The sequence below is a fragment of the Bacillus sp. LL01 genome (assembly GCF_001037965.1).
This window is the reverse complement of sequence record NZ_LFEL01000002.1, coordinates 349,922-365,160: the sequence shown is the minus strand read 5'-3', so window position 1 is coordinate 365,160 and position 15,239 is coordinate 349,922. Positions and strand designations below refer to the sequence as shown.

The window sequence follows — 15,239 nt, the reverse complement described above, 5'->3', positions numbered from 1 at the left end:
ACTGTATTATACAATTCTACCTACCTATCTATTTTTTCTAAACAGGTCGTCGTTTTCTTTGTCGAATAGTCCGGAGCGCTTGGTGTTCATTTGCTCCTTTTTACGGGAGGAGAATAGTTCGGAGTCTTCCTCTTCGAAAACTGAAGTCTCGTTCTCGTAGGTATGATCTGACTCTGTATAGAGATCGCTCTCTTCCTGGCCAAGTACTGTTTCTTCATGCTCGGGAGTATAAAGGTCACCTGGTTGCTCTGTTCCAATTGGCGCGTGCTCTTCCAAACCAGGCTCCATTTCCATCGTTGGCTTGTCCCGCTCTATTTCGTTTAAGGTATCCTCAAAGAGAATGGGACCTCGATTCTCTTCCGCCATAATTTGTTCCTGTTCCAGGCCGGACTTAGGTCTAACTCCTTCTTCAGAACGAAATAGTGGCTCTTCCCGCTCGGTTGCGGTTGCATCACCAGGCACTTCCTCGACGTGCAACGGGCCATCTGCCATGACATTTTCATCATATACATCTTCTTCGTATGGCTTTTCCATAGGGAACGGCTGGCCATGCTCGTATAGCAATGCCTTGTCTACATCTTCTTCCGTTTTGTTTTCCGCATATCGCTTTCCGGTATTGGGTCCGCCTGCGTAATCATCAGGCTCAACCGCTCTTGTATCCTCACGGTGCATAGGAGGTGCCTCATTGGTGACACTTGCCTGGTCATGCAGGGATATCAACTCCTCACGAGCGAAGTCCTTCTCCGCTTTTTCCATATCAACAGGCTCTCCGGTTAGTAATTGCTCGTCCAACGGAATGCTACCATCGATATTGGTATCTGTTAGGGGTCTGTTGATGGAACGACCAGATACAGAGGGTGACCCAACCTCATCGGAAGTGGTTGTAAAGTTCTCTCGACCATCTATTTCAACGTGGCGCTCAGAAGTCCCGAACTCTCTCTCTGTGCTTCCGGCTTTCAAGTTATCCTCGTATTTTCTATGATCATCACGGTAGCCCGGGCTCCCGACAACACCCTTGGCTGAGCGTCCTGCCCCAGGCTCTCTGCTCACACCAGGCTCCACTCCACTCCCACTGTCATCATCCTCCATCAATGCCGGCTCCTCGTTCTCCATATAACGATCCATCCTGCTCCCTTCCACCTCTATATTACGGGATTGCATTGGAGCAGGGTCAGCCAGAATCAGCATCTTTCCGACCTTCACATCAAATTCATAGCGGTAGGCTTCCTGTTTATCAATTCCAAGCTCCATCAGGGTGGCAGCGACACTTTTTGACTCCGGAGTCAACAGACTGCCTGGTGAAACAACGGAACTTGTGGCATTCAGGTTGGTGTAGTCGGTTTGCTCCGAACTCACACTGCGTGGCTCCCGTGTAATCGGCTCCTCGCCCAATTGCTCCAGCACGCCGCGTTGGTCCCGAATGAGCCAGATTTCCTCTGAACGATAGCCTTCACCTTTCAACCAGTTAACTTTATCCATCGCTTCTTCTTCCATCAGGTAAGATCCAACAATTTCTTTTCGTTGCTCGGTCATGCGACTTCCTCCTCATGTGTGCTGTATTTTATATTGGCATATTTCGCATTCTGCATTGTTATCAGTCTCGTAAAACTTACGAAAATAGCTTAATGGTTATATACCCGGTAGTCGAAAAAACGTAAACCAACCTAGAAAAAATTTACTAGTAGGGCGCACCGGACAGTGAGCTCATCAATCTAAATACCCCCATCTTTTAAGTAGATAGGGGCATTTGCTTTGCTTATATAGCTTTTTCAAAAGTTAATTCGAAATGCAGCGGCTGTAACATATGGGAAACCTGACTTTCCATTTCCGGTTAGTCAAACGTTTGTTTGAAATTTGCTATTTTAATTTAGTGAATGGTTCGGAATATCCTATCATTCTATGGATTTCGACATCAGCAAATATATATTTCTGCAATAGCTTTTTCAAAAGTTAATCCGAAATTCAACGGTTGTATCCCTTGGGAATACTGATTTTCTTTTTCCTCTTACTCAAACGTTTGTTTAAAAAATACTATTCTTTGTTTGGCTCCTTACGTGGAGGAAATGTAATGGCGGTAAGCGAGCGGTCTTGTACTTCGACACTTGCGATATGTTGTTCAGGCAGGGTGATGTGATTCACTTCAATGAAATAAGTATAGGTTCCAGGGAGCGGAACTATATCAGTCCACGTTATTTTAGTCGTATTAATAATGGTTTTCTCGCATTCACTTTTCCCCATCTGGTTGATTAATGCAAAGCTTTCGCTTGTAAGTGGAGTGGTTTCCCGCAGTAATGAAAATTCCACAATAAAACTGTAGTTAGGGTCATTTTCTGTTAGGATGAAGGCCTCAATCATCGCATCCAATTTAACTGTTTCATTTGGAAGAAAGGTGGTAATATCCAGCTCGATGGCCTGGGTCGGCGTATCAGCCAGGATTGCCAGCATTTCATCCGCCTGGGTGAAATAGTACCGCGGTTCCGTGCTCTTCGGTTGCACTTCACAATTACACGGTACCCTGCACCCGCAACTCTTTCTCCATTCAAAATATAATGACATAGTATAAATGCCTCCTTTAGACATACTATCCACTCCATAACATATGCTTGTCATGGTTGTTTGGCGAGGGTATGAGCCTTGAAAAAGAAAAAAATAAGCCTGTAATCCCATTATTGAAGGGTTCACAGGCACATAATTTATTATTTAGAATGTATATAATCGAAAGCATCTGCAATTTTTTCAAAATGTCTCTCTCCATTTACATCAATATTACCTACAACGAGTTCTTCCAGAAATAATTAAGTGATGGCCCTTCTCCTTGTTGGCGATGGATGGGCCATCACTTTTTTATTCATACAATTCCTTATAAATGATCGCCTTCAACGCCAGCAGTTCCTCATCTGTCAGCTTATCCTCAAACGTCTGGAGCATTTCCATGGCTTCCTGTTCGGACATGCCGCTGGATGCTTTCGACTGGATCTGTTGCATCTCCTGGAAGCTGAGCTTGCTCATGACCATCCTCGTCGCTTCTTCTCTTGTCTGAATCGGCAGCTCTTCTAAATTGGCATTCGAACCCTCTGCGATATAGTTTTTCAGCGCCGGGGAATTGTCGACATATTCCCTTGCCATAGCAAGATCGTTGTTATTCACCATGTCATTTTCGACATACTCCACAGCCTGATCTTCTATGTATTTATTAATAAAGTAATAGCCTGCAAAACCGAGTCCTCCAATAACTAGGGCAGTGATGAATATTCCTTTAATCACTTTCAAATCGGACACCTTCTTTCCCTTCTAACTATAAAAAATGCTGTTCCCAAAAGCAAATTTTGAGAAAATAAGTTTCAAAAGGTGACAAAAAGGCTAAAGAAAAGAAGAAGAGAACAACGACGATAATCTTACATTAATTGAAATATTTTCAAATTAATCTTGTATTTTCTTGAAAAAATAGTAGAATTGTAATATATTTTGTAATTCATTGGGCGGTGAAATTTTAAAAAATGAATGACTTTAAGAGCATTGATAATAAAGACGAGATCATAAAGGTGCTTCAGTATGCCTATCAACAGGGTACGGAGCGAGAGAATATCTCCATGATGGAACTTGTGAATGAAATGAGAGAAAAGCTACAGTTGCTTATAAAATAAATGATAGATTGCTAGATGGCACCTCTGACTAATACTGTCGGAGGTGTTTTTTATAGGCTCTTTTCTCAAAGGTTGTTGCTAATTGTAGCAAAAAGTCGGCATTAGGACTTTTTACCGTTTATCTACTTTAAATAAGGCATGCAATTTATATTGTGTAGCTAGGAAAAGAGCACGACGGCAACGATTAAAACGGACGTAATAAAAATTCGAAAAAGCAACAAAGTTTACGAATACAGTCTTTTTATAAAATGTAGTTGGCTACGATATCCAGTGGTTGAATTCCTCCACGAATGGTGGAAGTATGTTAGAATTAAACTCGTTGTCTATTTGGAAGATTGCAAACAACTAAGAAAAAACTAAAAGTGTAAGGTGATAGAATGATTGGAAGAAATGAACCATGCCCTTGTGGTAGTGGAAAGAAATATAAGAAGTGTTGTGAAAAGAAGCAGGACGGTTTAGGAAAAGTGTTGGAATCGGAGTTGATGGGCCTGCAGGTCGATATCATGCGGTTCGCTTATGAGAAATTTTCAGGAGAGCTTGAGCATGTGAGCACAAAATATTTACATAAATACTCAATGGATGAGATGAAGGAGGAGGCCTTTAATGAGCTTCTACATCTCTGGTATATGTTCACGGTGAAACGTGATAACGGCCTCAAGATTGTGGAGGAGTTTGCTGGTGCAAATGCAGGGAAGTTCTCCCGTCCTCAAGTGAAAGAGTGGGCCGAGAGATGGCAGGACGCCTATCCCTCCATCTACAAAGTGGCAAATCTCCGTGGAGAAGTTTATACGATGGAAGACTTTTTCACTAAGGAAAAAGTGAAGGTCACCTATATCGGCAGGGAGGACAGCTTAAGCAAGAACGAGCTTGTCATCGGAATGTTTGTCCCTTATCAGCAAGCGAAAGTTGTGTTTATGTCGACCTTTGAACGAGGAGTACTTGAGGCGATCCGCTTGGAAGAAAAAATGGCGGACGCGTTTGGCGATCTTACTGTCGACGAGTCCTATATTCGTGAAAACTTCCCAGACCTCGCAGGGCGCATGGTCGAATTTGAACTGAGTGAAGAGGATGTGCAGGAACTTCCTGTACAGGATGCGGCTCAGGGACGGGTACTTGAACTGTTTGCAGAAGCGGCACTGAAACGAAGCTACCCGGAAAAATTCCTTGAATTTGCCAACATGCTATGGTCCATTTATTGCATGAAAGAAAGTCCGGCAATCCGCAATGAACAGAACTATGCGGCAGCCTTGATTTACTTCTTGGATACCCATTTCATGAAAGAGCAGCTGGAAACTCAAAAGGCGCTTGCTGAGGAGTTTGGGGTATCACCGGGAAGTGTGTCATCTACCTTCCGTAAGCTGGATGAGGTATTACAGCCTGTTCTCCAGACTTTTGAAGAAGATATTGAAGCGGCATTGCAGGGCGCTTCTTAGGGATCCGTTAAACACCGCTGTTGATTTTCGCGAATGGCTTCGCTTTCCGCGGGGCGCGGCTGGAGCCTCCTCGGCATGCCTGCGGGGGTCTTCACCAAGCGCTACCTCCTCGGAGTCTTCGCCTTTCGCTCCAATCACCAGCTAAATATTGCTGAAATCAAAGAATCGTTTTACAGAGTTAAAAAGATTAAATGGCATCTGGTTTCCACCGTTAATGTAGGCGTGGAGACTGGGTGTTTTTTTATGATTTCAAGCGCGATTTAACAGAATCATCTTTTGTATAATTTTTCCGTTTGTGCGCATCCTACTAAAAAAATGTAACGAGGAAAGGGAGGCATTTTGGATGCAGCGGATTATTTTGTTTGCTTGTGCACTGATGGTGGGGACGACATTGTTTCTCGGACCGGTCGGTGTTGGTGCAGCACCGAAAGAGGATGAAGTGGATTCTTATTTGAAAGAGATTGGTTGGACGAGGAAGGACCTGGATAGCTATTTGAAGTTCTATGAGGTGAGTTTGAAGGACTTTAAGGACATCGACCATCTTCGTGACGAGCTGGGCACACCGATTAATGAGGAAAATATTCTGATCATGCTGGAAACGTATGATCTTACAAAAGAAGAGTTGGAAGTCTTGCTGTCACGGTTTGGTGAAAAGGTTCAGGATTACACGTTCATCGAGGACTTGGAGCTTGCAGTGGACTTTTATATGACACATGAGGAGGAAGTGGCTCGGGCGGAGGACTTTCTTGTATCAATGGGATTCGAAGCAGAGGAAGCCCGCCTTATTTTTCATCATATTTTAAGCCTTCCAAAAGACGTGCTCGCACAAGAGCTGGAAAGGCTAGAGGGAATGCTGGAAGAGGAGCTGAACTCCGTGGATAAGGTGTTTTCTCTCTGGACGGAATTCATGGGTGTATTCCGTGTGGATGCGGATCTGCATGTCGAGGATGGCGTGCGTATGAAAGTGACGGAGGAGGCCTTGATGCAACCGGGATGGTTGGAGGGCAAGGAAGTTCATTTGGACCTTTATAATGGAGAAGGAAGTCTGCTTGCTTCTGCAGTAATGGATGAGCAGATTGTGTCGCCTTCTTATGTACAGGCTACGGGGACGGAGCTTGTACATCTAGGACAGGTTGGGGTCAAGATGAGCGATGAGCTTTACCATAATAGAATGCCGGATACAGGCTCTCTGTATGGCTTGGGAATGTTGGCGGGGCTATGCATGCTTGTTTTTGCAGGTGTATTGTTGAGATGGAGCGGCAATGGCTTGGGCTTTGCTCGCAGGGGCTAGTTGATGGAGAGTAGAAAGCGTCGTCGTGTCGTATTATTACGTGGGATTCGGGTTTTAGGAATAATGCTATTTGTTGTGGGGGCTGCTTTGTTTGTTGGAAGCGGCCTTTTGTATTGGCAGGGGTTTTCGGCAGTGGAGGACCTATCCTCGAGACATTTGGGGAATCATGAGGGGGCTGCGGAAGATGTTAAGCAGTTGTCTTCTGGTTTGGGAGTTATGGAGCTTCGGGATGTTGAGGAAGGTAACAGGAATGAGGTTGCGTCTGTCACTGTAGAAAAAGGAGAGGAAATCGGGGAAGTCTTTTTTCCAGATCTAGAAGTGGGAATGCCGGTATTCCATGGTGTATCAGAGGAAGAACTCGTAAAAGGCATCGGTCATGTTCCCGGTACCCGTTTGCCTGGGGAAGGGGGGCATATTGTGCTGTCAGGTCACAGGGATACCGTATTCCGAAGGCTTGAGGAGCTTGAAGTAGGGGATAAAATCGTGCTGTGGTTCGGTGGTGGTGTGTACACATATAAGATTGGGAGAATAAGAATTGTAGACAAAGAAGATACTTCGGTAGTTGTCCCAAGGCCTCGGGAGATGTTGACGATTACGACCTGCTTTCCATTCAGATTTATTGGAAGTGCACCTGAGCGATATGTGATGGAGGCGGAGTTTATTGGGAGAGATGATGAGAGTGGATGAGTCAGTAAGTTGCGCTTTTAAACAAAATTTATTCGAAATTGAGTAGATTAGGAACGAATACCATTGCTTCCAGAAGTGTTCGGACACTTACCTACGAATCACCTGAATCGATAGATAAAACTCCTCATTTACGCGAAAAGGGGTCAGACCCCTCTTTAGTGCATTAACGCACAGCGGGTCAGACCCCTTTAAGGGTTATTTGCTCTTCTCAAGCACCGGCTTTTCTTTGATTTTGGTTTTGAATGCTTGTACGAGTTCTTCTCCTGAGTAGCCTTCGATGACGAGGCGTTCAAGCAGATTTTCATGGTAGTTGGTGTTTTTGCGGAATAGCTCACCTTCAAAGAGTATGCTCATTTTATCCTCCATTACTGCCACTTGGCGGATGACAGCCTCAAAGGAAGCTGGATCGTTTGTTGGTTTAGAGATGGTGGCCTGAACATGAAGCGTCTCTTCATTATCACGAAGTGCTTCGTATTTTTCCGGTTCGATCTTCGGAAGCAATGCCTCGATCAGCCAATTTTCTTTTCCGTACTCTCTATTGATAATCAATCCGTCTTGTAAATCCAGTTGTTCAACGTCTTCACCATGTACTAGGGATATTGCTACCAGTTTGAACGTTTTCATGATTTTCCTCCAACGGGTATTTTTTCGGCCCCTATCACTACTATTAATGCGCCGATATCATGTACCAATATTTTGTCTTATTATAACATAAGCGCAAGGAAAGATACCTCTACAAGAGTAAGCATAAAAAAATATCCAATTACTGAAATATCATCATTCGACATCCCCGTGCACGTAAAAAACCCTATTTTCCCCTAAAAGAAAAACACGATTTTCCCAGAAAAATGCAAGCGAAAATGTCAAAACCCTCATTTTACCAGATTTCCATATGCAGTTATGATAACGAAGCAGCACGAAAATTGTAGAAAAAAGGAGGGAAGAAAATGATAAATGAAGTAGTGCTCATTGGCCGGATGGTAAAAGATCCGGACCTGCGTTATACGAGTGATGGTACACCTGTTGCTAGTTTTCGGTTGGCTGTCAATCGATCTTTCAAAAATCACGAAGGTGTCATTGAGGCGGATTTTGTCTCGTGTACCGCTTGGCGGAATCTTGCAAAGACGACAGCGGATTATTGCCGCAAGGGAGCATTAGTGGCAGTTACCGGAAGGATCCAGACTAGTCGGTATGAAGGAAAGGATGGAACAGCGGTTTTTGTCACGGATATTGTAGTGGATAATGTGCGGTTTCTGGAAAAGAAACGCGAGGATAAACAGGCGGTGGCTGCGAATGCAAAAACTACAGTTTTAGCAAATCCTCCCCCACCTGCTCCTGACAACCAGCAATCCACCGGCACGGAGCAAGGTCAGAAAGACAGCCGGAACTGGGAATGGACGCGGGTTCCGCAAGAAAACAGGGAAGATACTCAAAGTACACCGAATCAAGAAGGTTCGCAAAATCAGCAGTTTCAAAAAGGTTCACATGAGTCCTCCCATACACAGAAGGTTCCGGATTTTCTGTCCAAGCAGAAAGAGCCTGAAAATGTGGAAGTTTAGAGTATAATCTCACAAGGTCAACCCGATTGACTCAAATATTATGTATCAAGCAATCTTTACCTATAAAGCAAAGGGCTCCCCTCCCATATTTGCTTTTAGCCTTCCTGAAAAAGGCAACTTGCGGAAACAAGCTGCCTTTCTTTTTATGCTTATCAGCATGATGCAGAGGATAAGCCCTCCTGGTTCCTCTATAGAGAAGTTTTGCCTCTTTGTATCTCCATTTTATGGTGCCAGCCTTTGAGGGTTGGCTTTTTTTCTACTTTCTGGTGTAGGGGGATGTTTGTGGACACTTATCTATTCACATAGATACCCATCATTTCTTCCATCACTTTTCTATCTGTGATGTTTTGTCTGGTGTGCTTATGCTTTTCCGCATTTCTTTCTTTAAACGTAAAGGATAAGAGAAGTGACGGCTGTTCTTAAACGGAATAATCAAGTTAATTGTCTCATATATAACATTGTCGAATTTTGCAAAATCAAGAGAATAAAGGAGAATAGTTAAGAATACCTAGACAAAAACGGCGCACCCCTCTATTTCCTATATTTTCAATAAAAAGTAAATTTATCTATACTTAGGAGGAGTGAAAAATGCAAGAGGGAGTGATAGGAATGACAGATTACAAGTTAACTACGGTTAGCTTTCATCCTGATCCGGCTAATAAGAAACCGGAGGGACAGAACTATTTCATTTATGTAAAAGAACCAATGGACGGCTACTCAGGACAAGGAGCCTCTTTTTTTGACGCGTTGGAAATCAGTAAGGAAAAACCGTCATTAAAGGAGAATTGGCGCTGTATTTCCACAACCAGTCACCAGGCAGTTGAACTGCACTTCCGTTCCTATGCGGATAAACGAATCATCTCGGTCACCATCAACCTCCCTAGCTATCAACTTGATATCTCCTCCTATGCCTGGTACCAGCAGCGTAAAGCTTTCCTCAAAATAGACTATCCTGAACATGTGGGCAATAATTTAGTGGAAGGGCTCTTACAGAGAATACTTGTTAAATATAAAGGAAAAACCGCCTATCTGACGATGAAAGAATCGAAGTCGGGCGTTACAAGCAAGAGATTTTAGAAGGAAGGGTAACAGTTGGGACACACCGTAATTAAGATACTGAAAAAGTAACATTTACGGTGGTGCTCTCATATGGGAAAGAAAAGAATCATATACTATTTGTTTCTTGCTTTGGGATGGACCGTCATCCTGTTCTATTTGTCTTCCATGTCCTACGCCGATCAGGATATCAGGCCGTATCTGCGGATGCTGGTAGCGGAGGAGCATATTGTACAGGTATTCTCCAACGTTGAAATACCTTATCGTAACAGCACGGTGAGTGTGGACAATATGGGAGGATATCAGTTTGTGGAATTTCTTTTCCGCAAAGGAGCCCATCTGTTTTTCTATAGTGTTCTGGGCTATCTGCTTGTGCGGTATTTTGCGAGTTCTTTAGGCAGGAAGTATATGAGGGTCTGTTTTTTCAGTCTGTTCATTCTCCTTACAATTGCGATGCTTGATGAATATCTGCAACATATGCACCCGGAAAGAAGCGGGCAGTGGGCGGATGTTTGGTTGAACTGCATGGGAGGGATCAAGGGGATAGTCACCGGTTTCCTGTCCACCTATATTAAAAAGAACCGGACCGAAGCCACGCAAAAGAGCGCGGATCCATCTATGTAAGATGGGTCCGCGCTCTTTTTTCTAGAAAAAGAAAGCATATAATTCTGTTGCTTTCCGTTCCAGGCGCTTCGCTTTCCAGTGGGCGGTCCGGGAGCCTCCTCGGCAAGCCTGCGGGGTCTCCCCTGTCCCTTCCTCCCACAGGAGTCTGCGCGCCTTCCACTCCAATCAACAAGGTGGTTTCATTCATCGAAAGGATAACCAAAAACTATCATATGAGATACTGGTTTCTAGCTGTGGATTGGAGCAAATAGCCTAGACTCCTTGAAAATGCGAGCATTTTCTGCGTGCGATGTATCGCTGCCGTAGCCTTCCTTGTCCTACGGGGGAGAAGCGACAATCTTGAGACCCGCAAGCGTTGTGAGGAGGCTCAAGGTCGCCCCGTGGAAAGCGAAGCTATTTGCGGAAAGGAACAGCGGCGTATAACCACCCAACAAACAATGAAGTGCATTTTTCAGAGTTAAAAGGACCGGGCGGTTATTCCCGGTTTTTCTTATCAACGTAATGTCAATAAATCTCTCAAATCCTCATTATCAAGCTCCGTAATCCAGCCTTCGCTTGTGATGATTTGGTCATTCAGCGCTTGCTTGGACTCGATCATAGCGTCGATTTTCTCCTCCAACGTTCCTGTGGCGATAAATTTATGCACATGGACAAATCGGTTCTGGCCGATTCGATAAGCCCTGTCAGTCGCCTGGTTTTCAACAGCCGGGTTCCACCAGCGGTCATAATGGATGACATGGTTGGCAGCAGTCAGGTTCAGGCCGGTTCCACCAGCTTTCAGCGAGAGGACCAGGACATTGAATTCCCCGTCCTGGAAATCCTGGATAAGCTGATCGCGGTCCTTTTTGACCACACTTCCGTTCAGAAACCTTCCTTTTTCACCAAGCGAGGATTGCAAAGTCTCAATAATCATATTTCCCATTGAAATGTATTGCGTGAAAATAAGGCAACTTTCCCCACGTAAACGGATTTGCTCCACCAATTCCACCAGTTTTTCCATCTTACTGGAGCGCATCAATAGGTTATCCGGAGTTTCCTCTTTCAAATAGAGGGCAGGATGATCACAGACCTGCTTCAATTGCCCAAGCATTTTCAGTACAAGGCCGCGACGCTGGATGCCCCCCAATTCCTCCACTTTATCCAAGGTCTCTTTTACAAGCTGTTCATAAATCGAAGCCTGTTCAATGGTCAGTGGACAGTATTCCTTCTGCTCTTGTTTGGCAGGGAGATTCAGGGCAACCTGTTCATCCTGTTTTGTGCGACGCAACAAGAATGGCTGAATTAACATTTGTAACTGCTGAATCTTCTTTTTATCCTGATCCTTTTCAATCGTCAAAACAAACTGCTTGTGGAAGGAACCAAGTGAACCCAGATAACCTGGGTTGATGAAGTCAAAGATTGCCCACAGCTCTGACAGGCGGTTTTCCATTGGCGTTCCTGTCAAGGCGATATGATGTCCACCGCTTAGGTTCCGTACTGCCTGGGACTGTTTCGTATCGGCATTTTTGATGTTTTGCGCCTCATCCAGACAAATGGAGCGCCAGCCGACACTTGCCAGCTCCTCTTCATCGAGGTGGGAAATGGCGTAAGAGGTTAACACCACATCAAAACCTAACACAGACTCCCGGAAAATAGATCCTTTTCCGCGGTTCGGTCCGTAATGCAACATGACATCAAGGCTTGGAGCGAATTTTTCCAGCTCCTTCTGCCAATTTCCAAGTACCGAGGTCGGGCAAATTATCAGTACGGGTGGTCCATCCGGCTCCTTCTCTTTGCAGGAAAGGAAATAGGCGATAAGCTGAATGGTTTTTCCGAGTCCCATGTCATCCGCTAGGCAGGCTCCGAAGCCGTGCTCCCTTAAAAAGGTTAGCCACGCAGCACCATGTTCCTGGTAAGGTCTGAGCTCGCCTTTAAACGTGTCAGGCACCTCAAAAGGAGGGATGTCCTTCCCTTGATACAACTGTTCGATCAAGTGTTCGGCCGAGCCGGTCAATTCGTAGGATATATCCTTCACAGAATAGCTTGAATTTGCGGCATCCGCTTCATCCGGGAACTCCTGGCCCATGCCTGCAGCATTGCTTTTAAGCAGATCCTCCATACGAATACCGTTTTCCTCTGCATGCTTCATCATCCGTTTGATCTCTTCTATGAAGTGCGGATCCAACACGACCCACTCGCCTTTTATTTGTACAAGACGGCGGTTTTCTTCCACCAGAGCCAGAAACTCCTCTTCAGAGAGCTCCGTATTGCGGGTTGAAAAGCGCCATTCAAAATTGACCAGCGATTGCAGTCCCACGAAGGATTGGGAATGGTTACCGCCTTTTTTAGATCCGTTCACGCGTGCCTTCACTTTGATGCGTGAATCTTTGATCGCCTGCCACCAAGGAGGGAGGTAGATGAAGCTGCCGATTGCCAGCAACCTTTCGCTACCTTCCACAAGGAATCGCCAGGCGTCCTCTTCCGTCAAGTAGTCCCTGATCTGGCCGTTTGAAAAGAGGGAAGGGGTCAGCTGCTGCCATTTTTTGAAGCCACGGTTCACTTCTTTTTTGTATTTTTTAAAGGAAGGAGGAAGAGTATCTTCTTTCCATACATATAACTCTTCGGTCTTCTTGTCTTTAAGAAGGGTTTCCAGCTTCCAGTCCTGCTCTCCTTTTTCAGCCTCCAATAGACGCAATCCAAGCTTGAATGGGGTGGAATCCTTCGTCCAGCCGATATCGCGGAGCCAATCCTCCTCGTCCAGGTACTCGACAAGCGTCCCTTTCGCTGCAAGTTCGCGGGGATCTCCAGCATAGTTCATCCAGTATGTTTGCAGGCTTTCGGTCTCTTCCCGGTCCATCCAATCCTTCAGAATGGCATCGAGCCACTCTTCCATTTTATGTTGGTAGGAGGGGAGAAGTGGGTTCTGCTGAATAAGCTGCATTCCTTCTTCGTTCAAAGTATATGAAAACCTTCCTTCTTGCCATGCAGTAAAGTCCGGTTTAAAGGCTCTTTGATTCAACACGTCTGAGACGACTGGGGCAATCAGGCGATACTGTTCGGATTGATCACACCATTCGAGCTGCAAAAAGGAGTTTTCCGTATTGTTTGCAAACAGCTCAAGTGCATCTCCGGGATTCAGAAAAACACCTGTATTTCCCTCATTCGTAGACTCTTGAAAAAACGAACCGAAAAAAGACCCTTCATGCCAAGTGAATAGGAGCGGAATAAATCTTGATGGTGGAAGAACGGAAGATTTGAGTTTTACATAGAGAAAAAACTGGTTCCGTTCTTCGATGTAGGTTGAATTGGCATATAACGCCTCATTAATCATAACTGAATCTTCCCTTTTTCAATTCTTCTTGGAAGGAGCGGAGTCGCTTGGTTCCTTCTTTTAACTGTTGTAAATAATCGAGCCAGACATCTTCCAGCTTTTCTTTTTTGTAAAGGCTATGTAATGCCTTAAGGAGAGAGGTTGCCTCTTTGTATGCTGTCTTGTTCCGTTGCTCCAACGTCTTATGGATCGCCACATGGTAAAGCGGGAAAAGGGCATACGGGTCCGTTTTCTTTATCTCTTTCAGTTTATATGCCTCCAGTCCGCTTAGCTCAAACCCCATCCAGAGCTGCAATTCCACCCATTTGCGGTAGTTCTTCGTTTCGAACAGGTACCATTCATATTCTCCATAACTGTAAGGCATCAGATGGCGTAATGCTTCCTTATACAACCTGTCATGCTTTGTTTCCATCGCGTATTCAGTCAATAGCTTAAGCAGGTGTTTGGTCAGCTGCCTTTTCCGGTCATAGGTAGGCTCTGAATGAATATAGTCCGTCACAATCGGTAGGGACGTGGCCAACCAGCTATCCAGGCGGTCCTTTGCTTTGGCTGAAACAAGTGACTGTAACCAATGGAAAATATATGGAGCGTATTGATTGTCATTCTTTCGAACTAATTTTAACGCAGCTTCATCCTTTTTCTGCAAAAATAACAGATGGGTTTTGGCCAGTTCCGCCTGAAGGGAATGTTCCCCCTCAAGCTCCTTCAATTCCGAACCCATCCAGTTGCGTCGTTGAAATACATCATTCCAGGTGAATTGGTACACAAAAAACATTTCTCGGATAAAAGGTTCCTCTTGCTCCAACAGTTTAGCACGGATCAGCTGCCTGCTTTCCTTCAGTAGGGAGTCCAACTGAAACGCAATGGCGCTATGGAATAACCCTTTGGATTCCTCTTCCACAATATCCACAAACCGGTGGAGGATGTCTGATATGTACTGATAAGGCTGTGAGCTGTCATAGCTTTTGATTACCTGTTCCATACAATAGAGGGAGGCATGCAATAAAAATAACGGACGTATTTCCGCCTTTTTCGGAGCCTGAAGACGCAATTTCGGAAAAAACACATGCGTCAGACCGGTCAGATAAGTCCTCTTGGTTGGAATGGACCTTTTATATTCTGCGTGCTGATATTCCACAAAATCCAGCCAACTTGCAAGGGAGGTTTCTTCGTAGCTGGTCGCCTCTTTTTTTGTATCAGTAGCAAGAGGAGAAAGGATGTTTGTGGTCGACTCATCCTTCCAGGCGTCTATTAGGGATGCGATTGTTTTTGTTTGTGACCAAACGGATAGAAAGGTGGCAAGTTGGTGGGAGCAAAGGGTAGATGCACCGCATGAGCATCTGCTTAGGTCGCCGATTTCTGCATCAAGAAGGACGTGTTTTTGACCGTTGTCTTGGACTTTTCCGACCATGGTTGTGCCTTCTTGGTAGGCGTGGATGACGTTGCCCTGGCGAAACAGCTTCAGGCCTTCTTTTAGGGTATGCCGATTTTCATCTTGTGAGAGCGGATAAGTATCTATTAGCCATGCTGCAAACTGCTCCATTTTTGTGTCACCTTCCATTAACGAGTAAAAAGTATGTTATAGCCAAAAACGAAAAGGTCTACTTCATCGCGTAGACCTTTGCCGGTAAAATC

At 44.9% G+C, this 15,239-nt stretch carries 13 protein-coding genes; 7 read left to right on the top strand and 6 right to left on the bottom strand.

What is annotated here, in order from left to right; genetic code table 11:
* Nucleotides 1-24 precede the first annotated feature (24 nt).
* From AB685_RS08260 to AB685_RS08250, 3 genes are all read right to left on the bottom strand, one after another.
* The gene (locus tag AB685_RS08260; RefSeq protein ID WP_047970112.1) at nucleotides 25-1,533 is read right to left on the bottom strand and encodes a general stress protein; all 1,509 of its coding nucleotides are present in this window, start codon (nucleotides 1,531-1,533) and stop codon (nucleotides 25-27) included.
* A gap of 498 nt (nucleotides 1,534-2,031) precedes the next feature.
* A complete protein-coding gene (locus tag AB685_RS08255; protein ID WP_047970111.1) occupies nucleotides 2,032-2,556 on the bottom strand; it encodes a hypothetical protein in 525 nt (174 codons plus the stop codon).
* Between the two features lie 288 nt (nucleotides 2,557-2,844).
* Complete coding sequence (locus tag AB685_RS08250) at nucleotides 2,845-3,279, bottom strand: hypothetical protein (RefSeq protein WP_047970110.1); 435 nt, start codon at nucleotides 3,277-3,279, stop codon at nucleotides 2,845-2,847.
* Between the two features lie 218 nt (nucleotides 3,280-3,497).
* Here AB685_RS08250 and AB685_RS31225 point away from each other — a divergent pair, with 218 nt between their 5' ends.
* The 4 genes from AB685_RS31225 to AB685_RS08230 all read left to right on the top strand — a co-directional run bounded on the left by AB685_RS31225 (nucleotide 3,498) and on the right by AB685_RS08230 (nucleotide 7,055).
* On the top strand, nucleotides 3,498-3,644 hold the full coding sequence (locus AB685_RS31225; RefSeq protein ID WP_157860705.1) for a hypothetical protein: 147 nt from the start codon (nucleotides 3,498-3,500) through the stop codon (nucleotides 3,642-3,644).
* A gap of 377 nt (nucleotides 3,645-4,021) precedes the next feature.
* Nucleotides 4,022-5,077, top strand: a complete 1,056-nt coding sequence (locus AB685_RS08245) for an SEC-C metal-binding domain-containing protein (RefSeq protein ID WP_047970109.1) — start codon at nucleotides 4,022-4,024, stop codon at nucleotides 5,075-5,077.
* A gap of 343 nt (nucleotides 5,078-5,420) precedes the next feature.
* A complete protein-coding gene (locus AB685_RS08235; protein ID WP_047970107.1) occupies nucleotides 5,421-6,368 on the top strand; it encodes a processed acidic surface protein in 948 nt (315 codons plus the stop codon).
* 3 nt (nucleotides 6,369-6,371) lie between these two features.
* Nucleotides 6,372-7,055 (top strand): class D sortase, encoded by a 684-nt coding sequence (locus AB685_RS08230; protein ID WP_053073758.1) that lies wholly within the window; start codon nucleotides 6,372-6,374, stop codon nucleotides 7,053-7,055.
* A gap of 195 nt (nucleotides 7,056-7,250) precedes the next feature.
* On the opposite strand, the gene AB685_RS08225 is transcribed toward AB685_RS08230, so the two are convergent.
* Entirely contained in the window at nucleotides 7,251-7,679 is a 429-nt protein-coding gene (locus AB685_RS08225; RefSeq protein WP_047970106.1) for a YwpF family protein, read from the bottom strand.
* 323 nt (nucleotides 7,680-8,002) lie between these two features.
* On the opposite strand from AB685_RS08225, the gene ssb reads away from it, so the two are divergent.
* From ssb to AB685_RS08210, 3 genes are all read left to right on the top strand, one after another.
* Entirely contained in the window at nucleotides 8,003-8,614 is a 612-nt protein-coding gene (ssb, locus tag AB685_RS30235; RefSeq protein WP_082153558.1) for a single-stranded DNA-binding protein, read from the top strand.
* Nucleotides 8,615-9,202: 588 nt separating this feature from the next.
* Entirely contained in the window at nucleotides 9,203-9,691 is a 489-nt protein-coding gene (locus AB685_RS08215; RefSeq protein WP_047970105.1) for a hypothetical protein, read from the top strand.
* Between the two features lie 72 nt (nucleotides 9,692-9,763).
* Entirely contained in the window at nucleotides 9,764-10,294 is a 531-nt protein-coding gene (locus AB685_RS08210; protein ID WP_047970104.1) for a VanZ family protein, read from the top strand.
* A gap of 493 nt (nucleotides 10,295-10,787) precedes the next feature.
* Here AB685_RS08210 and AB685_RS08205 read toward each other — a convergent pair whose 3' ends face one another.
* Both AB685_RS08205 and AB685_RS08200 read right to left on the bottom strand, forming a co-directional pair.
* Nucleotides 10,788-13,604, bottom strand: a complete 2,817-nt coding sequence (locus tag AB685_RS08205; protein ID WP_053073757.1) for a DEAD/DEAH box helicase — start codon at nucleotides 13,602-13,604, stop codon at nucleotides 10,788-10,790.
* Complete coding sequence (locus AB685_RS08200) at nucleotides 13,597-15,147, bottom strand: hypothetical protein (RefSeq protein ID WP_047970103.1); 1,551 nt, start codon at nucleotides 15,145-15,147, stop codon at nucleotides 13,597-13,599. The genes AB685_RS08205 and AB685_RS08200 overlap by 8 nt, the downstream gene beginning before the upstream one ends.
* Nucleotides 15,148-15,239 lie beyond the last annotated feature (92 nt).